General features: G+C 58.7%; 21 protein-coding genes and 4 tRNA genes. 11 read left to right on the top strand and 14 right to left on the bottom strand.

From position 1 onward, the window contains the following. Positions 1 to 47: 47 nt before the first annotated feature. A complete protein-coding gene (locus MO767_RS09585) occupies positions 48 to 401 on the bottom strand; it encodes a BON domain-containing protein (RefSeq protein ID WP_282480275.1) in 354 nt (117 codons plus the stop codon). Positions 402 to 713: 312 nt separating this feature from the next. Further along, positions 714 to 1,121, bottom strand: coding sequence for a pilin (locus tag MO767_RS09580; RefSeq protein ID WP_282480274.1), 408 nt, complete (start codon positions 1,119 to 1,121; stop codon positions 714 to 716). Positions 1,122 to 1,346: 225 nt separating this feature from the next. On the opposite strand from MO767_RS09580, the gene pilB reads away from it, so the two are divergent. From pilB to yacG, 5 genes are read left to right on the top strand one after another with little or no spacing between them, the layout of a single operon-like run. Beyond that, a complete protein-coding gene (gene pilB, locus MO767_RS09575) occupies positions 1,347 to 3,047 on the top strand; it encodes a type IV-A pilus assembly ATPase PilB (RefSeq protein ID WP_282480273.1) in 1,701 nt (566 codons plus the stop codon). Between the two features lie 2 nt (positions 3,048 to 3,049). Next, on the top strand, positions 3,050 to 4,267 hold the full coding sequence (locus tag MO767_RS09570; protein ID WP_282480272.1) for a type II secretion system F family protein: 1,218 nt from the start codon (positions 3,050 to 3,052) through the stop codon (positions 4,265 to 4,267). A gap of 1 nt (position 4,268) precedes the next feature. Continuing rightward, positions 4,269 to 5,141, top strand: a complete 873-nt coding sequence (locus MO767_RS09565; protein ID WP_282480271.1) for an A24 family peptidase — start codon at positions 4,269 to 4,271, stop codon at positions 5,139 to 5,141. Further along, positions 5,138 to 5,761, top strand: a complete 624-nt coding sequence (gene coaE, locus MO767_RS09560) for a dephospho-CoA kinase (RefSeq protein WP_282480270.1) — start codon at positions 5,138 to 5,140, stop codon at positions 5,759 to 5,761. Before MO767_RS09565 ends, coaE begins: the two co-directional genes overlap by 4 nt. Beyond that, positions 5,758 to 5,958: a DNA gyrase inhibitor YacG gene (yacG, locus tag MO767_RS09555; protein ID WP_140681081.1), complete on the top strand. Its 201-nt coding sequence runs from the start codon at positions 5,758 to 5,760 to the stop codon at positions 5,956 to 5,958. The genes coaE and yacG overlap by 4 nt, the downstream gene beginning before the upstream one ends. Positions 5,959 to 5,961: 3 nt before the next feature. Here yacG and MO767_RS09550 read toward each other — a convergent pair whose 3' ends face one another. From MO767_RS09550 to MO767_RS09540, 3 genes are all read right to left on the bottom strand, one after another. After that, entirely contained in the window at positions 5,962 to 6,177 is a 216-nt protein-coding gene (locus MO767_RS09550) for a hypothetical protein (protein ID WP_282480269.1), read from the bottom strand. Between the two features lie 63 nt (positions 6,178 to 6,240). Then, the gene (locus tag MO767_RS09545) at positions 6,241 to 6,930 is read right to left on the bottom strand and encodes an energy-coupling factor ABC transporter permease (protein ID WP_008153325.1); all 690 of its coding nucleotides are present in this window, start codon (positions 6,928 to 6,930) and stop codon (positions 6,241 to 6,243) included. Between the two features lie 77 nt (positions 6,931 to 7,007). After that, positions 7,008 to 7,940 (bottom strand): LysR family transcriptional regulator, encoded by a 933-nt coding sequence (locus MO767_RS09540; protein WP_282480268.1) that lies wholly within the window; start codon positions 7,938 to 7,940, stop codon positions 7,008 to 7,010. A gap of 121 nt (positions 7,941 to 8,061) precedes the next feature. Here MO767_RS09540 and MO767_RS09535 point away from each other — a divergent pair, with 121 nt between their 5' ends. After that, positions 8,062 to 8,304: a DUF2790 domain-containing protein gene (locus tag MO767_RS09535; protein WP_282480267.1), complete on the top strand. Its 243-nt coding sequence runs from the start codon at positions 8,062 to 8,064 to the stop codon at positions 8,302 to 8,304. Positions 8,305 to 8,322: 18 nt separating this feature from the next. Here the strand turns inward: MO767_RS09535 and MO767_RS09530 are convergent, their stop codons facing one another. From MO767_RS09530 to MO767_RS09510, 5 genes are all read right to left on the bottom strand, one after another. Beyond that, the gene (locus MO767_RS09530) at positions 8,323 to 8,970 is read right to left on the bottom strand and encodes a methyl-accepting chemotaxis protein (protein WP_282480266.1); all 648 of its coding nucleotides are present in this window, start codon (positions 8,968 to 8,970) and stop codon (positions 8,323 to 8,325) included. Further along, positions 8,967 to 10,232, bottom strand: coding sequence for an OprD family porin (locus MO767_RS09525; RefSeq protein WP_282480265.1), 1,266 nt, complete (start codon positions 10,230 to 10,232; stop codon positions 8,967 to 8,969). The genes MO767_RS09530 and MO767_RS09525 overlap by 4 nt, the downstream gene beginning before the upstream one ends. Positions 10,233 to 10,249: 17 nt before the next feature. Further along, entirely contained in the window at positions 10,250 to 11,470 is a 1,221-nt protein-coding gene (locus tag MO767_RS09520; protein WP_282480264.1) for a benzoate/H(+) symporter BenE family transporter, read from the bottom strand. Next, complete coding sequence (locus MO767_RS09515) at positions 11,467 to 12,834, bottom strand: aromatic acid/H+ symport family MFS transporter (RefSeq protein WP_282480263.1); 1,368 nt, start codon at positions 12,832 to 12,834, stop codon at positions 11,467 to 11,469. The genes MO767_RS09520 and MO767_RS09515 overlap by 4 nt, the downstream gene beginning before the upstream one ends. A 300-nt stretch (positions 12,835 to 13,134) precedes the next feature. Further along, positions 13,135 to 13,602: an FAD/FMN-containing dehydrogenase gene (locus MO767_RS09510; RefSeq protein ID WP_282480262.1), complete on the bottom strand. Its 468-nt coding sequence runs from the start codon at positions 13,600 to 13,602 to the stop codon at positions 13,135 to 13,137. Between the two features lie 128 nt (positions 13,603 to 13,730). Between MO767_RS09510 and MO767_RS09505 the strand changes: the two genes are divergently transcribed. From MO767_RS09505 to MO767_RS09485, 5 genes are all read left to right on the top strand, one after another. Next, on the top strand, positions 13,731 to 14,357 hold the full coding sequence (locus tag MO767_RS09505) for a DUF1780 domain-containing protein (protein WP_008154887.1): 627 nt from the start codon (positions 13,731 to 13,733) through the stop codon (positions 14,355 to 14,357). Continuing rightward, positions 14,354 to 14,881: an MOSC domain-containing protein gene (locus MO767_RS09500; protein WP_282480261.1), complete on the top strand. Its 528-nt coding sequence runs from the start codon at positions 14,354 to 14,356 to the stop codon at positions 14,879 to 14,881. Before MO767_RS09505 ends, MO767_RS09500 begins: the two co-directional genes overlap by 4 nt. A gap of 68 nt (positions 14,882 to 14,949) precedes the next feature. Next, positions 14,950 to 15,123: a DUF3094 domain-containing protein gene (locus tag MO767_RS09495; RefSeq protein ID WP_008154890.1), complete on the top strand. Its 174-nt coding sequence runs from the start codon at positions 14,950 to 14,952 to the stop codon at positions 15,121 to 15,123. 60 nt (positions 15,124 to 15,183) lie between these two features. After that, complete coding sequence (locus MO767_RS09490) at positions 15,184 to 16,482, top strand: NAD(P)/FAD-dependent oxidoreductase (RefSeq protein WP_282480260.1); 1,299 nt, start codon at positions 15,184 to 15,186, stop codon at positions 16,480 to 16,482. Between the two features lie 322 nt (positions 16,483 to 16,804). Continuing rightward, positions 16,805 to 17,203 carry a hypothetical protein gene (locus MO767_RS09485; RefSeq protein WP_046048811.1) on the top strand — a complete coding sequence of 133 codons (399 nt, stop codon included), beginning with the start codon at positions 16,805 to 16,807 and terminating at the stop codon, positions 17,201 to 17,203. Between the two features lie 113 nt (positions 17,204 to 17,316). On the opposite strand, the gene MO767_RS09480 is transcribed toward MO767_RS09485, so the two are convergent. From MO767_RS09480 to MO767_RS09465, 4 genes are all read right to left on the bottom strand, one after another. Then, positions 17,317 to 17,393, bottom strand: a tRNA-Pro gene (locus tag MO767_RS09480). A gap of 97 nt (positions 17,394 to 17,490) precedes the next feature. Further along, positions 17,491 to 17,566, bottom strand: a tRNA-Lys gene (locus MO767_RS09475). Between the two features lie 5 nt (positions 17,567 to 17,571). Next, positions 17,572 to 17,648: transfer RNA gene (locus tag MO767_RS09470), tRNA-Pro, on the bottom strand. A 9-nt stretch (positions 17,649 to 17,657) separates the two neighbouring features. Then, positions 17,658 to 17,733 (bottom strand) — tRNA-Asn (locus MO767_RS09465). Positions 17,734 to 17,856 lie beyond the last annotated feature (123 nt).

Raw genomic sequence — 17,856 nt, 5'->3', positions numbered from 1 at the left:
CGGCCCGCCTGCCGCGCCTTCTCCCAGTCCAGGCGAGAAGTCTTGCCTTACTCGGCTTTCAGGCCGTCAGCGGAGACCGCTTTGACGCCTTTGATTTTCTTGGCGATAGCCACGGCGGTGGTTTTCTGAGCGTCGGTTACCGCAACGGTGGACGACAGGGACACGACGCCTTTGTTGGTTTCGACTTTAATGTCGGTGCCAGGAATGCCTTTTTCGGTCACCAGGTCGGTTTTGACTTTAGTGGTGATCCAGGTATCGGAAGTGGATTCCTTAGCCTTGGTCATTTCACCCGCCGCCAGAGTCATCGGGGCCTGGGTGGTGGTGGTCTGTGCAAATGCTGCACTGGCCATAGTCAGGGTCAGCGCGGTAGCAGTAGCGGCAGCGATAGCGAACTTCTTCATACGAGTAACTCCTGTTTTTCATAAAGTCTGCTGCGTGTCTTGTCAGCAGGGTTACTGGAGATATTGCGAACGCTGTGCCAACTTCGAAACAGACAATAAATACATATAAATCAATAGCTTATAAAAACACCTGATTTTTGGAATCATGCAAAATGCATGATTTCCAAATTATCGACATGCAAGTTGCGGGTTTTACCGCAGGCCTAAGGCCATGAATTGCCGGGGGTTTTCTTCAATATCCTATTCGACCGCGCGCAGAACAAAAAAAACCCCGCATCGTGAGAGGCGGGGCATTCGTTGTGCGTGAAAAAATCAGGCGCCAGGGCAGCCTTTTGGCGCGTAATCCTTCTCAGCCGTCGTGGCGCATGTCCAGCCAGTCAACGTACGCGTAAGGGTGATTGTTTTACTCAGCACCGGCCCTGGGGCATTGAGAATTGTGCAAACGATAGTGCCCTTGCCGTCAGTTGCAGTGCCAGAAGCTGTCGTTGTGCAGTTGCCCGTCGTTGCATTCCCGCCGATCCCCGCCAGATCCGGATTGGTCCCTTGATTCATAAGATCCTCAAACGGGACCTTCAACGCCGTAATCTCCGCCAGACCGGCTGTAACCTTGGCCCGCGCCTGGTACTTCGAATAAGCAGGCAACGCAAACGTCGCCAGAATCCCGATGATCGCTACCACGATCAGCAGTTCGATAAGCGTAAAACCTTTCTGAGTATTCATAGACAAGCTCCATGCATGAGTCGAAATCTCATGATCTGAACTAGCCGCAGCACAGCCCATGCCAAGCGCCGTGCTCCCTGTTGGCTGGACGCGCGGCGAGTGCAACGCCCTTTCCTACCCCCAGAAGCCGCACTATCTGACACTTTTTGTCACTTGAGAGACGCTGGTTAGGTTCCTCCGCTTGACTAGGCTATAAGTCATGAACTGTCTGCGTCCGGTATCCCAATGAATGACATCGCCCTTAGCGGTCTGACCAAGCAATTGGTCCTGGCCGAGCTGCTCACTGACAAAAGCGCGCAACAGGCGTATCAGCAAGCCCAACGTGATAAAACCCCGCTGGTCACCTATTTGGTGCAGAACAAGCTAGTGAAAAGCCGCCAGGTCGCCGAGATCGCTTCGGAACACTTCGGCATGGCCTTGCTCGACCTCAACTGTCTGGACAAGGAAACCCAACCCAAGGGTCTGGTCAGCGAGAAGCTGATTCGCCAGCACCACGCCCTGCCCCTCTGGCGGCGCGGCAACAAGTTGTTCGTAGGCGTTTCCGACCCGACCAATCATCAAGCCATCAATGACATCCAGTTCAGCACCGGGCTGAATACCGAAGCCATCCTGGTGGAGGACGACAAGCTCAACGACGCCATCGAAAAATTCTTCGATACCCAAGGCACCGGCCTGGAAGACATGGCCGACGTTGACCTCGATGACGTGGACATCGAGTCGATCGATGACAACAAACAAGACACTATCGCCGGCCAGGATGCCGATGATGCGCCCGTGGTGCGCTTCGTTCACAAGATGTTGCTGGACGCGATCAAAAGCGGCTCTTCCGACCTGCATTTCGAGCCCTACGAAAAAACCTACCGTGTGCGGATGCGCACCGACGGTATTTTGCGTGAAGTCGCCAAGCCACCGATTCACTTGGCCAATCGCATCGCCGCACGGCTGAAAGTCATGGCCAGCCTCGACATCTCCGAACGGCGCCGGCCCCAGGACGGGCGGATCAAGATGCGCCTGTCCAAGAGCAAATCCATCGACTTTCGGGTCAATACCCTGCCGACCCTGTGGGGCGAGAAAGTGGTGATCCGGATCCTCGACCCGTCCAGCGCTCAAATGGGCATCGACGCCCTCGGCTATGAGCCCGACCAGAAAGAACTGTACATGGCCGCTCTCAAGCAGCCGCAGGGGATGATTCTGGTAACCGGGCCGACCGGCTCGGGCAAGACCGTGTCGCTCTACACCGGGCTGAACATTCTCAACACCGTGGACATCAACATCTCCACCGCCGAAGACCCGGTGGAGATCAACATGGAAGGCATTAACCAGGTCAACGTCAATCCCAAGCAGGGAATGGACTTCGCCCAGGCGCTGCGCTCATTTCTGCGACAGGACCCGGACGTGATCATGGTCGGTGAGATCCGCGACCTCGAAACCGCCGAAATCGCCATTAAAGCGGCCCAGACCGGTCACCTGGTGCTGTCGACCCTGCACACCAACAGCGCCGCCGAAACCCTGACTCGCCTGCACAACATGGGCATTGCGGGTTTCAACATTGCCACCTCGATCAGCCTGATCATTGCCCAGCGCCTGGCTCGCAAGCTGTGCAGCCATTGCAAGAAGCCCATCGAGATTCCCCGGGAAGCGCTGATCAAGGAAGGCTTCCCCGAGGAACGCATCGGCTCATTCACGATCTATGAGCCTGTCGGTTGCGATCAGTGCAACGGCGGTTACAAGGGGCGAGTGGGGATTTATGAAGTGGTGAAGAACACGCCCGACCTGCAACGGCTGATCATGGCCGAAGGCAATTCCTTGGAAATCGACATCCAGATGCGCAAGGACGGTTTTAATGACCTGCGCACCTCGGGCCTGCTCAAGGCCATGCAAGGCATCACCAGCCTTGAAGAAATCAACCGGGTCACCAAGGACTGAATATGGCGGTCAAAGCAGCAAAAATCAGCGTCTATGCCTGGGAAGGCACGGACCGCAAAGGCGCAAAAATAACCGGCGAGTTGAGCGGCCTCAACCCGGCATTGATCAAGGCCCAGTTGCGCAAACAGGGCATCAACCCCGGCAAGGTGCGCAAGAAGTCCACCTCGATTTTCAACCTGGGCAAGCGCATCAAGGCCCAGGACATTGCCCTGTTCACCCGGCAGATGGCGACCATGATGAAGGCCGGTGTACCGCTGTTGCAGTCCTTCGACATCATCGGCGAAGGCTTCGATAACCCGGCCATGCGCACACTGGTTGACGAGGTGAAACAGGAAGTCGCGGCGGGTAACAGCTTCGCCGCGTCCCTGCGCAAAAAACCTCAGTATTTCGATGAGCTCTACTGCAACCTGGTCGATGCCGGCGAACAGGCCGGTGCCCTCGATACCCTGCTGGAGAGAGTGGCGACCTATAAGGAAAAAAGCGAAAGCCTCAAGGCCAAGATCAAGAAAGCCATGACCTACCCACTGGCAGTGGTGTTCGTCGCGATCATTGTGACCGGGATTTTGCTGGTCAAAGTGGTGCCGCAGTTCGAATCGGTGTTCAAAGGGTTTGGCGCCGAATTGCCAGCCTTCACCGTGATGGTCATCGGCCTCTCGCAATTCATGCAGGACTGGTGGTGGGCGATGCTCGGCGTGCTGATCGCGACCATCTTCGGCGTGCGCCACGCGTTTAAAACGTCGCAAGGCTTTCGGGACCGAATGGACACCTGGCTGCTGAAATTGCCGCTGATTGGCACGCTGATGTACAAGTCCGCCGTGGCCCGTTACGCCCGCACGCTATCGACTACCTTTGCGGCGGGTGTGCCACTGGTGGAAGCCCTGGATTCGGTGGCCGGCGCTACCGGCAACATCGTGTTCAAGCGAGCGGTGCTGCGCATCAAGCAGGACGTGTCGACCGGTATGCAGCTGAATTTTTCCATGCGCGCCTCCGGTATCTTTCCGAACATGGCGATCCAGATGACCGCGATTGGCGAAGAGTCCGGCGCGCTGGACGACATGCTCGACAAGGTCGCGAGCTTCTATGAGGACGAAGTGGACAACATGGTCGATAACCTCACCAGCCTGATGGAGCCGTTCATCATGGTGGTGCTGGGTGTTATCGTCGGTGCCCTGGTGGTTGCGATGTACCTGCCCATCTTCCAACTCGGTACAGCGATCTGACATGCCCTTGAACGACATTCTGACCCTCCACCCGTTGACCTTCGTCATCGCAGCCCTGTTGGTCGGCCTGCTGATTGGCAGCTTTCTCAACGTGGTGGTCTGGCGCCTGCCAAAAATGCTGGACCGCGAATGGCGTGAGGAGGCTCGTGAAGTGTTGGGCTTGCCAGGCGAAACACCGCTACCGACCTTCAACCTGATGCTGCCCCATTCCCAGTGCCCACAGTGCGGCCATCGAATCCGTGCCTGGGAAAACATTCCGGTAATCAGCTATCTGTTCTTACGAGGTCGATGCTCGAACTGCACGGCAGCCATCAGTAAACGCTACCCGCTGACCGAACTGGCCTGCGGCCTGCTCTCGGCGTTCATCGCCTGGCATTTCGGTTTCGGCTGGCAGGCCTGCATGGCGCTGCTCCTGAGCTGGGGGTTGCTGACGATGAGCCTGATCGACGCCGAGCACCAACTGCTGCCGGATGCGCTGGTACTGCCGCTGATATGGCTGGGGCTGATCGTCAACAGCTTCGGACTTTTCGTGTCCCTGCATGAAGCATTGTGGGGCGCGGTGGCCGGCTATATGGCGTTGTGGTCAGTGTTCTGGCTGTTCAAGCTGATCACCGGCAAGGACGGCATGGGCCACGGTGATTTCAAGTTGTTAGCGATGTTCGGCGCCTGGGGCGGCTGGCAGATCCTGCCACTGACCATCCTGTTGTCGTCGATGGTGGGCGCCGTTGTCGGCGTGATTTTGCTGCGTTTGCGCAACGCGAAAACCTCCACGCCGATCCCCTTCGGACCCTTTCTGGCAATTGCCGGCTGGATTGCCTTGCTCTGGGGTGGTCAAATAACCGACTTCTATTGGCAGTTTGTCGGTTTGAAATGAATACCCCTGTGGAAAAACCCTGGATTCTCGGCCTGACCGGCGGCATCGGCAGCGGCAAAAGCGCGGCTGCCCAGCACTTCATCGACCTGGGCGTACACGTGGTGGACGCCGATCACGCGGCGCGTTGGGTGGTAGAGCCGGGGCGCCCGGCGCTGGCCAAAATCGCCGAACACTTCGGCCCCGGCGTATTGCAAGCCGACGGGCAGCTGGATCGCGCGGCGTTGCGCAAACTGATCTTTGAAGTGCCAGAGGAACGTCGTTGGCTCGAAGCGTTGCTGCATCCGCTGATCGCCAAGGAAATCGCCGATCATCTGGCCAAGGCACAATCGCCTTACGCGATTCTGGTTTCGCCGCTGCTGATCGAGTCCGGGCAGTACGCCATGACCCAACGGGTTCTGGTGATCGATGCCCCGGAACAATTACAGATCGAGCGCACCCTGCAGCGTGACCAGACCAGCGAGCAACAGGTCCAGGCGATCCTCAAGGCCCAATCCAGCCGACAGGACCGCGTGAGCCATGCCGACGATGTGGTGGTCAATGACCGAGACCTCGCCTGGCTGCACAGCGAGGTCGAACGCCTGCATCACTTTTACCTTACTTTGCGTGGAGGCCAGTCATGAGCCAAACCCCAACCGTCGATTGCCCAACCTGCGGCGCCCCTGTTGAATGGAGCCCGGAAAACAAATTCCGGCCATTCTGTTCCGACCGTTGCAAGCTGATTGACCTGGGCGCCTGGGCCTCGGAAGAACACAAGATTCCGGTCAGCCCGGATGCCGAAGACGATCTGTTCAGCGAAGACTTCGAGCCGCGTCACTGATCTTCAAGGCCGCATAAAACCGTAGTCCTGGCTGTCATCGAGGTTTTCCGCAAGAAAACGCAACTCATCGGCCAGGTCTTCGGCGCTGCGCATTGCCTTGCTCTGTTGCACCACTGCACTGAGCAAGGCACGCAGGCTCAACCCCGGATCAAACCCCACTTCCTGCGCCCCATCCAGACTCTGACGCAACTCCTGCCTTGCCCATTCGTAGACACTCATTTCGATGCTCCTGAAGGTTTTCCAGAGCATGGATTCGTGAGCGATTTTTGCCTTTGATGTGGATCAAGATTTGGGATCGTCGTCTTTCCAGGGTGCCGAAAGGTAGCGCGTGCGATTGAACGTCTCCAGCCACTCGGGGCAAAACACCACCAGCGCGCTGACCACCATGCCGTTGATGAACGCTTCCGGGAAAATCAGCAGCCACAGATAACCGACAAAATCTTCCAGCCAATACGGCATGGCGAAACGTTCGTCGAACCACAGCAGCCACAGCGCCAGCAGCAGGCACAGCAACGCCGACAGCGCCGCTGCAAAAAAACCGGACACGAAGATATACACAAAGGGATTACGTGGCTGCGCTCGCTCCACCAGGATGGCGCAGCATTCGGTGACCAGCACCGGCAGCAGAATCAGCAGCGCGCCGTTGACCCCCATCGCCGCCAGATCTTGCCGCCCGAGCAGCACTAATCCCGCTTGCGCGACCAACCCGCCGACAATCGCCAGCGGCCAGTCGAGCAACAGGGTCACGGCGGTCATGCCGATAAAGTGGTAGGACACGCCGGTGTCGAAGTCTTGTCGCACCAGCCAGAGCATGAACAGCGCGAACACCGTGCCGAACAACAGATGCTGGCGGCGACTGTCGCTGAACAGTTCGACCCACGGTGCTCGCGCTACGGCCCAGATCAGCACTGGTACATAGATCAACCACCCCGCCGTGAGGGTTTCAGGTGACAGCAACTCGGCGCCGATCATGGCTGGGCACACTCCTTTGTCTTGCCGAAAGGGAACAGGCCCTCAGTCTACACCCCCCCCTTGTTCACCCTTCGACTTCAGGCCCAATGCCGTGGATCGTTCATCACCGCCTCGTGTTCAGCGAATAGCTTGGGTAATTCGGCCTTGAGAAAGTCCACCCAGGTCCGAACCTTGGCATCGAGAAAACGCCGCGACGGGTACAACGCATAGACGTTGCGCTCACGAGGGCGCCAGGCCGGCAGCAAGCGCAACAAGGTGCCATCGCTCAAGGGGCGCGTCGCGGTATAGAACGGAATCAGGCTGATCCCCATGCCGGATTCCGACGCCTTGACCATCGATTCGGCGACGTTGCATTGAAAGGTCCTGGCCGGGCTGACGGCATGCTCGCCCTCTTCGTCCCGGAACACCCATTCATCGCTGTACAACGGGTCGAGCATGCGCAGGCACTGATGATCGTTCAGTGCCATCGGTGTGCGCGGCACGCCACGCCGTTGCAGGTAGTGCGGGGACGCGCAGGGCACGCTGTAAATCTGCCCGATGGCCTGGGCGACCATTTGCGAATCGGCCAGTTCGTGGGCAATCGAAATCACCACGTCGTGCCCTTCCTCCAGTGGGTCGGGATTGCGCTGCGACAGCGTCAGCTCGAACACCACATTGGGGTAAAGCTCGCTGTAACGGGCGATCAATGGCGTGATCAGCACGCCCAAGGCATTCATGCTGTGAACCCGCAGCCGTCCACTCGGTTTGAGATGGGCGCCGCGGGCCTCTGCCGTGGCCACCTCCATTTCTTCGAGTATTTGCCGACTGCGCACCAAAAAGCGTTCACCGGCCTCGGTCAGTCTCAATCGCCGCGTGGTGCGTTGCAGCAAGCGCGCTTGCACATGCTGCTCCAGATCGGCCACCAGTCGCGAGACTTGCGCGGTCGACAGGTCCAGCGCATCGGCGGCGGCGGTGAAACTTGCGCAGTCCACCACGCGGACGAACACCCGCAAGTTATTGAGCAGATCCATAAGCCCTCCACGGGCGGTGATTGTTACATTTCATGTAAGGCTGCATCAGGCGCTGGCCCCTTTATCAGTCGCGGGCAAAGACTAGAATTCAGGTATCGGAATCAACACGGAGCACGGAAAGATGAAAACCCTGATCAGCCTGTTTCTGACCGTTGTCGCCACCTCGGCCATGGCCGCCGGCAACGAACCCGCCGCTACCTCGTACAACCCGGCACAGCCGCTGGACATCGCCGAAGTGGTTTCAGTGTCAAACACCGCGACCGCCTGCAGGGTTGTGCCGGCGGCCATGGAGTATGTCGATCATCAAGGCCAGACTCATCGCGTGACGTACGAGGTTATGGGTGACTGCACCAGTAACCTGTAATCACTGGCACTGCACGACTCACACGATCATTCGTTTCGCCTGCAAGGCCAGATCATGCAGGCCGGACAGGCGCGCCATGATGCGTTCGACCACCTCGACCCTGGCAACCGCGCCACTTTGCAGTTCGCCCATCGAGTGCAGGGCCACTCCGGCCTTTTCCAGGCCCAGACGGGTAGAGCCGGACAACTGCTGAAGACCTTGGCGGGCCTGTTCAGCGGACTGTTCCAGCCCCGTAGCGATTTGCCGGATCTGCGCGCTGGAGTCCGCTGCCTGACGCGAGAGATTGCGCACCTCATCGGCCACCACCGCAAACCCTCGGCCATGGCTGCCCGCCCTCGCCGCCTCAATGGCTGCGTTCAACGCCAACAAGTTGGTCTGACGGGAGATGTCCTGGATGCTGCCGACAATCGCGCCGATGCGCATCGACTGCCTGCCGAGCTCGTCGAACACTTGATCCAGACGCTGCATGTAGAGGTTCAGATCTTCCAGCACACGGGCCGAAGACTGCATGCTCAGCGCACTCGCCTTCACCCGTTCACCTGCCGTGCGCGCCAGTTGATTGGCAAAGCGCATGTCTTCCTCAGTTTGCAGCACGGACTCGGTCAATTGCTCCAGCGTGACCTGCAAGCCGATTTTGTGCGGTGGCTGTTCTTTTTCAGGGTTCATAGCAGCGTCCATGTGTAACTGAGGATCAGGCGGTTTTCGTCGATATCACTGCGGTAGTTGGAGCGAGCCATCGCGTTGCGCACGCGGATCCCGAGGCCTTTGAGGCTGCCGCTCTGCAGCACATAGCCGATGTCCAGATCGCGTTCGCGGTCCTTGCCTTCAAACCCCTTGCCGGTGTCGACGTTGTTGCCGGTGATGTAACGCACGGTACTGGTCAGCCCCGGTACACCGAGGGCGGCGAAATCGTAGTCGTAACGCGCCTGCCAGGAGCGCTCATCGGTGTAGGCGAACTCGTAGGTCGGCACCTCGTTACCCAGCGGGCTGATGTTGGCAAAGACTCGCGGGAAGGCGCTGTCGCCGTACATGCCCTGATAGCCGACATAGAACGTGTGGCCGCCACGCTTGGCTGACAGCAAGGAGAAGAACGCCTGGTTGTCGATGTTACCCAGCAGTTTTTTGCCGTCTTCGCGCGAATCGTAATAACCAAGGTTGGCGCCCAAGGTCCAGTTGCCCAACGGCTGGCTGTGCTTGAGCCCGAGAAAGCGCTGGTTGTAGATATCTTCCAGTTGCCCAAACCAGGCGCTGACCGAACTGCGTTTATCGTTGAAAGCGTAATCGGCGCCGGCAAAGTTGAAACCATCACTGCTGACCTGACGCTGCGGTACATGACCGAGCATGGCTTGCATCTTTTCGTCGCCGGCCTCGTTGCGCAGGCTGGTGGAACTTAAGTGGCCACCTTGCAAGGTCAGGCCATTGATCTCGTTTGAGCTGATGCTCGCCCCCTGATAGCTGGGCGGCAGCAAACGGATATCGCTGAAGGCCAGCACCGGCAGGTTAGGTTGCAACTCACCCACCTTCAGTTCGGTTTTGGAGACGCGCACCTTCAACGCGCCTTCCAGACGGCTGTAATCATTCGCCGCACGCCCGTCACTCTGCACCGGCAGCAAACCGGTATTGACCCGATCCGGGCTGCTGTCGAGTTTGAGGCCGAGCAGGCCAATGACATCCACACCAAAACCGACGGGGCCCTGGGTATAACCGGATTTGACGTTGAGGATGAACCCCTGCGCCCACTCTTCAGCCTTCGACTGTTTGTTGGCCCCGACGATGTCGGAGAAGTCCCGGCTGAAATAGTAATTGCGTGCTTGCAAGGTGGCGGTGGTGTCTTCGATAAAGCCGCCCTCGGCCGCCATCGAACCGGCGGAGAAACTCGAGACAACAGCCAAGGACAACACTGAACCGGTTGGAAGAATCTGTTTCATTGTTTTTTCTCTTATTTTTATTGATCGACAGGTTGAAGTGCTTCAGCTGCAGCGGATTCGCTGCGGGGAACGGGACGACGGGCGTTTAACAACACGTGCGTGACCATGCCGAAAATCAGCCCCCAAAATGCAGCGGACAAACCCAACAACGACATGCCCGACGCGGTGGTCAGAAAGGTCACCAACGCAGCTTCGCGATCACTCGGCACGGCCATTGCGCCGGCCAATGCCCCGGCAATCGCAGCAAACAGCGCCAGCCCGGCCAGGGCTGCGATCAGTTCTTTGGGAAACGCGGAAAACAGTGAAACCAGGGTGGCGCCGAAGATCCCCAGCACCAGGTAACACAGCCCGCCCACAACCCCGGCCACATAGCGCTTGCCGGGATCTTCATGGGCCTCGCGCCCGGTACAAATCGCCGCGGTGATGGCTGCCAGATTCAGCCCATGGCAACCGAACGGTGCCAACAACGCCGTGCCGACCGCACTGCTGGCGATGATCGGGCCGGCCGGTGTTGCGTAACCGCTGGCGCGCAGCACCGCCATGCCGGGAACGAACTGACCGGTCAGCGCCACCATCACCAGCGGCAAGGCGATATTCAGGGTCGCGCTCAGGCTGAACGCAGGCGTGATCCACACCGGCGTGGCCAACCCGATCACCAACGCCTCGCTGTGCAAATCACCGGCGAGAAAAGCCATCGAGCAGCCCACCAGCAGCACCATCAACACCGCATACCGCGGCATCAGCCGTTTGCAGATCAGGTACGTGGCGAACATCGCCAGCACCAGCAACGGCTTGCCCTGTAACGACACGAACAACCCGGTGCCAAAGCTGAACAGAATCCCCGCCAGCATCGCTGCCGCAATCGCAGCCGGCAGTTTGCTGATGATCCGGTCAAACGCCCCCGACACCCCGACCAGAAAAATTATCAGGCTGCTGACCAGATACGCACCCACCGCCTCCGGCAGGGAGATCCCCGGCAACAGCGCCACCAGCAACGCCGAACCCGGCGCCGACCACGCGATGATCACCGGGACGCGGTAACGCAGGCTCAGACCGATGCCGAGCACAGCGCTGCCGATGGAAATCGCCCAGATCCACGACGACAGCACCTCCCGCGAGAGGTGCGCGGTCTCGGCGGCCTGAAAGATGATCACCAACGGGCCTGCGTAGGAAATCACCGTGGCGATAAATCCGGCGACTGCCGCAGACAGGGAAAAGTCCCGGACTAACGCTCTCATGAAACGTCGCCAACAGCCCCGTCGAGCGAACCATGGCGCAGGCCCGACAGCGCTTGTTTAGCACTGCGCCGACTGCTGATGGCGAACACGGTCATGGCAATCGCGGCCACCGCACCGGGCAAGGCAAAGGCCATGAAGTTCAGTTGCAGCGGCAGGCTAATCCCGAGCAAGGCACCGCCCAGCAGCGGTCCGACGATGGCACCGTTGCGCCCGATGCCCGACGCCCAGCCCAAACCGGTGGAGCGAATGGTCATGGAGTAGAACTGCGCGGCGCAGGCGTACAACAGAATCTGCGAGCCAATGGTCGTGGCGCCAGCGATGGCGATCAGCAGGTACAACAGTGGCATCGGGCTGTTGAAGCCCAGCAAAGTGATCGACACCGCAGCCACGGCGAAGAACACCGCCAACACCCGCGGCAGGTTGAGTTTGTCTCCCAGAACGCCGCCGCCGACCGCGCCGAAAATGGCACCGAAGTTGAGCACCAGCAGGAACGACAGACTCGACCCCAGACTATAACCGGCGTTGGCCATCAGTTTTGGCAGCCAGGAACTCAAGGCGTAGACCATCAGCAAGCAGCAGAAAAACGCCAGCCACAACATCAGCGTGCGCAGCGCACGACCTTCGCGAAACAGTTGCAACACCGGGGTGCCGGTACCCTTCACTTCGCTCATGTGCAATAGATCGCTGGCGTGTGCGACGTAAGCCGGATCAATCCGCTGCAGGATGTTGCGCGCCTCTTCATTGCGCCCCTGACGCAGCATGAAACCCACCGACTCGGGCAGGAAGTACATGATCAACGGCAACAACAGCAACGGCAGCACCGCCACGTAAAACACCGATTGCCAGCCAGAACTCGGGATCAGCACGATACCGAGCCCCGCCGAGAGCATGCCGCCTACCGAATAGCCGCTGAACATGATCGCCACCAGCGTGCTGCGGATTTTCTTCGGCGCGTACTCGTTCATCAACGCCACAACGTTGGGCATCACACCGCCAATGCCCAGGCCAGCAATGAACCGGCAGAGGCCAAACTCGGTGGGGTTACGGGCGAAACCATTGAGCACGGTAAAACCGCTGAAGAGCATCACGCAGATCGTGATGGCTTTTTTGCGGCCGATCTTGTCCGACAGCGGGCCGAAAAACAGTGCACCAAACATCATCCCGAACAGTGCATAACTGCCCAGTGCGCCCGCTTGCAAGGGACTGAGCCCCCACTCTTTCATCAGCATCGGCAGCACTACGCCGTAGATCACCAAATCGTAACCGTCGAAAATGATGATCAGGGCACACCAGAACAGCACCATCCAGTGAAAGCGGTTGAATCGTGCGTTGTCGATAACCTCATGTACGTCGATCTTGCGCATGGCATTTTTCTCTTGTTGTTGTTTTTTTTGAGCGTCGGTAACGCGGCTAACGTCCGTATAGCCGAGGGTAAAGGCGACAGGCACAGGGCAATATCCGCTTTGCGCAGATCGTTATCCGTTTTGTGCAATGCCCTGAACCGGGCGTGGTATGAGGAGTGTTGCGGGGATGGCGGGCCGCAAATCCGGCAGATCGGAACCTCTCCGATGAACTGCCTTCATTGCGATCACATTTGAACGCTAAGCGCGGGCTGATGGATGATTCAGATGTCAGCGTCTGCGGTCACAGCCGCTCTGTACCAATCAGCGCAGGGCCTTCTCCAGCGCCTCACGCAATTGCGCAGCCGTGGCGTATTCGTGCTGAGCCACCAATTGACCGTCCTTGAGCTGCAACCACAGCACTTTATCCACAGGCCCGGGATAGCGCGGCGCCACGCGACCATCACGGTCAAGCATCACTCGATAGGCATAATCGCGCATGGCCGGTACAGCGAACATTTTCGCGATCAGTCGAGGCATGCGCTGGATGTCCGCGACAAATACCGCGTGCCGAGCCTCCAGGTAGCCCTTGGGCTGGTCCTGCAGAGCGGCGGCGACCAGTTTGGCGGCGTCCATGCTCCGCGCCACCAGCAGCGTCTGAGTCTGGTTATCGAGTGTGAAGGCCTGATCGAACTGATCAAGCAAGGTCCACGGCGCCAGCCGCTCACCCACCTCCAGCGCCTGAACCCAAAAAGGCAGAAGACTGAGCAACAACACAGGCCAATATTTCACGTTCAACTCCTCGTTCGAGCGCATGTGCGTAATGGCCATCAGTCTACACCGCGCGTTCTGAGCGCCCAGTGCCCCTGTTTACGTTTCACGCTTTCTGCTTGTCGCAAATGAACGCTAAGCTTGGGCTTATGGATGACTCAGATTATTTACGCCTGCTCACCATCGCGGCCGAGCAAGCCAACGCGTTCCTGTCCAATGCCCGCAAATGGGAGCGTGAGCGTTGGGTCTGTCAGCGCCTGCTGCAAGGCCTGAACATTCCCTATCGCGCCGACGAATTCGCCCCGGCCGGGGAGCCGCCGGACGTGCTGTTTCGTGACGCCAGTTTCGAAGTGTTTTTCGTGCTCGATGAAGGCCGACGCCTCAATGACGAATGGCGCGATGAGCTGCAACGCAGGCGCAGCGCGTTTTCCTTGAGTTCGCTGGTGCGCCGCGAGGCCAAACCCCGGCGCATCCCGGCCAATGAATTCTTGCTGAGACTGGCGCCAACCTTGCGCAAAAAAGCCCACAACTATAAAGAACGCGGCATGGACCTGGGCGAACTGGACATCATCGCCTTCGCCAGCCTCAAGCGCGAAGTGCTGGACCTCAACAGCCACTTCCCGCCGCCGACCGAATACCTGCGCCAGGGTTGGCGTTCGTTGTCGCTGGTCGGTCCGACCTTCGCCCGTGTGCTGTTCGCGCACCCGGATGCGCCGGATTTCCTGCGCAGCAACCTGGGTCGCAGCATTGTGTTCGACGTCGGGATCAGCCTGTGAGTCCATTGCAGGAGCTGATTGCCGAAGTGCCGCAAACGGGTCGCATTCGCTGGATCGGCGTGCGGCCGCAATCACGTTCTCAAATGATCGAACTCGATGCCGTGGAGGCGCGGCTTGAAGCCGGTTTGACCGGTGATCACGCGCGTCCCGGCGTACGCAATGCGCGGCAAGTAACGCTGATGCAATGGGAGCATCTGGCGGTGATTAATTCGCTGATGGGCCGCCCGGCGGATCAACCGGTGCTAGCGCAGGATTTGCGGCGCAACATCGTCGTCAGCGGCATCAATCTCTTCAGCCTCAAGGGCCGACGTTTCAGGATTGGCCAGGCGATATTCGAAACCACCGGCTGGTGCCAACCCTGCGCCCGCCTCGAAAATAACCTCGGCCCCGGGACCTTTCAGGCCGTTCGCGGACATGGCGGAATCACCGCCCGGGTGTTACAAAGTGGAATCATTCGCCTGGACGACACGGTGAGCGTCGAGCCCATTCCTGCCAGCGGCTATGCTCCGTTCAATGTGGGCTAACGTGTGACACAGCAGCCTGCTTGTAGCTTCTACACATTCAGCAACGTCTACCCCTGACGAGGCACAATATGACCAGCCGCCTGAACCCCGACGACCAAAAGCATGTCGAAGAGTACCTGCAACTGTCCCAGCACCAAGTCGAGCGCCGGCCTTTCCGGCCGTGGATGCTCCTGGTGGTGGTGTTGGCAGTGACCATTGGTTTAGGCCTGTTGAGCCGACTTATCAGTTACCTGACGCTATGAGCTGCATCGCGCTCGCTCGGGTAATCGCACCGATTTCTTTTAGCCTTGCGAGATATCCCCATGACTCATCGTATTGTCATCGTTGGCGGCGGCGCCGGCGGTCTGGAGTTGGCTACCCGTCTGGGTAAGACTCTGGGCAAGCGCGGCACGGCCAGTGTGATGCTGGTCGACGCGAACCTGACCCACATCTGGAAACCGCTGTTGCATGAAGTGGCGGCCGGGTCGCTGAACTCTTCCGAAGACGAACTCAACTATGTTGCCCAGGCAAAATGGAACCACTTCGAGTTCCAGCTGGGGCGCATGAGCGGGCTTGATCGCGCACAGAAGAAAATCCAGCTGGCCGCCACCTACGACGAAGCCGGCATTGAACTGGTCCCGGCGCGCGAAGTGGGTTATGACTCGCTGGTGATCGCGGTCGGCAGCACCACCAACGATTTCGGGACTCAGGGCGCGGCGCAACACTGCCTGTTCCTCGACACCCGTAAACAGGCCGAGCGCTTCCACCAGCAATTGCTCAACCACTACCTGCGCGCCCATGCCGGGCAGACCGACAAGGTCGAGCAGATCAGCGTCGCCATCGTCGGTGCCGGTGCCACCGGTGTCGAACTGGCCGCCGAACTGCACAACGCCGCCCATGAACTGGCGGCTTACGGCCTGGACCGGATCAAACCGGAAAACATGCACATCACCTTGATCGAAGCCGGGCCACGGGTGCTGCCCGCCCTGCCGGAACGTATCGGCGGGCCGGTGCATAAAACCCTGGAGAAACTCGGGGTTAACGTCATGACCAATGCCGCCGTCAGTGAGGTGACGGCTGACAGCCTGGTTACCGCCGATGGCAAAGTCATCAACGCCAGCCTGAAGGTCTGGGCGGCCGGGATTCGGGCGCCGGGTTTTCTCAAGGACATCGATGGCCTGGAGACCAACCGGATCAATCAGCTGCAAGTGCTGCCGACCCTGCAAACCACCCGCGACGAGAACATCTTCGCCTTCGGTGATTGCGCGGCCTGCCCGCAGCCGGGCACCGATCGCAATGTGCCGCCGCGCGCCCAGGCTGCGCATCAGCAAGCATCGTTGCTGGCCAAATCGCTGAAGTTGCGAATCGAAGGCAAACCTCTGCCTGCGTACAAATACACCGACTACGGCTCGCTGATCTCGCTGTCGCGTTTTTCGGCTGTGGGTAACTTGATGGGCAACCTCACCGGCAGCGTGATGCTTGAAGGCTGGCTGGCGCGGATGTTTTACGTGTCGCTGTACCGCATGCACCAGATGGCGTTGTATGGCGCGTTTCGTACGGCGATGTTGATGTTGGGGAGCAAGATCGGGCGCGGGACTGAGCCGCGACTCAAGCTGCACTGACATACATCCACCCTGTGGGAGCGAGCTTGCTCGCGATGAGGGATTAACATTCAACACATGTGCTGAATGTCAGACCGCTATCGCGAGCAAGCTCGCTCCCACATTTGATCTCCATTGATTTGGATATCTGTGTCTCACTGTATCTCCCCTGCCGTTTCATCCCCTTCGCTTACAAACTCCCCCCTTGCGCGACACAGTAGCGATACACCACGCCCGCTAAATGGCCACATCCGAGCAAGGCACCCCGCCAGCTACGGTTATCGCCGCACTTACGTGGCGTCCTTTATCGAACGGTTGTGTCGTGCAACCCAGGAGATTTGAAATGTCCCGTACCACCAAAAACACTATCGGTCTGCTCGGCGCTGTTTTGGCCGGCGGCATGATGTTGTCCGGCGCTGTGTTCGCCTCGCAACCTCTGACTCAGGGCTACCTGCTGGCCTCGGCCGAACAGGTGGTGAAGACCCCAGAAGGCAAATGTGGCGAAGGCAAGTGTGGCGATGCATCGATGGCAAAAACCGACACGGATGGCGACGGCAAGGTTTCCCGTGCGGAATTCCTGAAAGTCGCGCCAAAGTCCAATTTCGACAAGATCGACACCAACCATGACGGCTTCATCGACGAGCAAGAGGCTTTCGATAACGTGAAAGCCAACTACGAAGCCAATGGCAAGAAAATGCCAAAAGGTTTGTTCGAGCACTTGAAAGACCAAGACGGCGCCTAAGCTTCCGAGAACCCTGCCGCGCTTTTCCGTCGAGAAGCGCGGTTTTTTGCGTCTGGAACATTTTTCGAAGGCAAAAAAAATCCCCGTATCTTTCGATACGAGGATTTTTAATATGGTCGGGGTAAGGGGATTCGAACTCCTGACATCCTGCTCCCAAAGCAGGCGCGCTACCGGACTGCGCTATACCCCGGTAATAAAAAGGCGACTTTTTAAAAGTCGCCTTCTTCGATCAGTGCTTTTGGCCTCTGATCTTAAGATCTGATCCCAGCGTGAACTGGTTTCAAAAATGGTGGGTCGTGTGGGATTCGAACCTACGACCAATTGGTTAAAAGCCAACTGCTCTACCAACTGAGCTAACGACCCAAAAATGGTCGGGGTAAGGGGATTCGAACTCCTGACATCCTGCTCCCAAAGCAGGCGCGCTACCGGACTGCGCTATACCCCGGTTTGAAATTGGCTCCGTGACCAGGACTCGAACCTGGGACCCAATGATTAACAGTCATTTGCTCTACCGACTGAGCTATCACGGAACTACATATTTCAATTTAAAACTGTGAAGCTTGCTTCACCTCTTCGACCCGTTCGCATCGCTGCGTTCGTGTGTCTGAGGCGCGCTATTCTACAATCTTAAGCACCTCTGTCAACCCCCTAAA

Source organism: Pseudomonas sp. UYIF39, assembly GCF_029963765.1.
Lineage (GTDB): Bacteria > Pseudomonadota > Gammaproteobacteria > Pseudomonadales > Pseudomonadaceae > Aquipseudomonas.
The sequence above is the reverse complement of the archived record's forward strand: the minus strand, read 5'-3'. Positions and strand labels throughout refer to the sequence as shown.

Coding starts and splice junctions, on each gene's coding strand:
- pilB (WP_282480273.1), top strand. CDS start 1,347: ATGAATGACATCGCCCTTAGCGGTCTGACCAAGCAATTGGTCCTGGCC.
- MO767_RS09520 (WP_282480264.1), bottom strand. CDS start 11,470: ATGAGAGCGTTAGTCCGGGACTTTTCCCTGTCTGCGGCAGTCGCCGGA.
- MO767_RS09495 (WP_008154890.1), top strand. CDS start 14,950: ATGACCAGCCGCCTGAACCCCGACGACCAAAAGCATGTCGAAGAGTAC.
- yacG (WP_140681081.1), top strand. CDS start 5,758: ATGAGCCAAACCCCAACCGTCGATTGCCCAACCTGCGGCGCCCCTGTT.
- MO767_RS09570 (WP_282480272.1), top strand. CDS start 3,050: ATGGCGGTCAAAGCAGCAAAAATCAGCGTCTATGCCTGGGAAGGCACG.
- MO767_RS09535 (WP_282480267.1), top strand. CDS start 8,062: ATGAAAACCCTGATCAGCCTGTTTCTGACCGTTGTCGCCACCTCGGCC.
- MO767_RS09505 (WP_008154887.1), top strand. CDS start 13,731: ATGGATGACTCAGATTATTTACGCCTGCTCACCATCGCGGCCGAGCAA.
- MO767_RS09515 (WP_282480263.1), bottom strand. CDS start 12,834: ATGCGCAAGATCGACGTACATGAGGTTATCGACAACGCACGATTCAAC.
- MO767_RS09585 (WP_282480275.1), bottom strand. CDS start 401: ATGAAGAAGTTCGCTATCGCTGCCGCTACTGCTACCGCGCTGACCCTG.
- MO767_RS09550 (WP_282480269.1), bottom strand. CDS start 6,177: ATGAGTGTCTACGAATGGGCAAGGCAGGAGTTGCGTCAGAGTCTGGAT.
- MO767_RS09530 (WP_282480266.1), bottom strand. CDS start 8,970: ATGAACCCTGAAAAAGAACAGCCACCGCACAAAATCGGCTTGCAGGTC.
- MO767_RS09580 (WP_282480274.1), bottom strand. CDS start 1,121: ATGAATACTCAGAAAGGTTTTACGCTTATCGAACTGCTGATCGTGGTA.
- MO767_RS09490 (WP_282480260.1), top strand. CDS start 15,184: ATGACTCATCGTATTGTCATCGTTGGCGGCGGCGCCGGCGGTCTGGAG.
- MO767_RS09485 (WP_046048811.1), top strand. CDS start 16,805: ATGTCCCGTACCACCAAAAACACTATCGGTCTGCTCGGCGCTGTTTTG.
- MO767_RS09565 (WP_282480271.1), top strand. CDS start 4,269: ATGCCCTTGAACGACATTCTGACCCTCCACCCGTTGACCTTCGTCATC.
- MO767_RS09545 (WP_008153325.1), bottom strand. CDS start 6,930: ATGATCGGCGCCGAGTTGCTGTCACCTGAAACCCTCACGGCGGGGTGG.
- coaE (WP_282480270.1), top strand. CDS start 5,138: ATGAATACCCCTGTGGAAAAACCCTGGATTCTCGGCCTGACCGGCGGC.
- MO767_RS09540 (WP_282480268.1), bottom strand. CDS start 7,940: ATGGATCTGCTCAATAACTTGCGGGTGTTCGTCCGCGTGGTGGACTGC.
- MO767_RS09525 (WP_282480265.1), bottom strand. CDS start 10,232: ATGAAACAGATTCTTCCAACCGGTTCAGTGTTGTCCTTGGCTGTTGTC.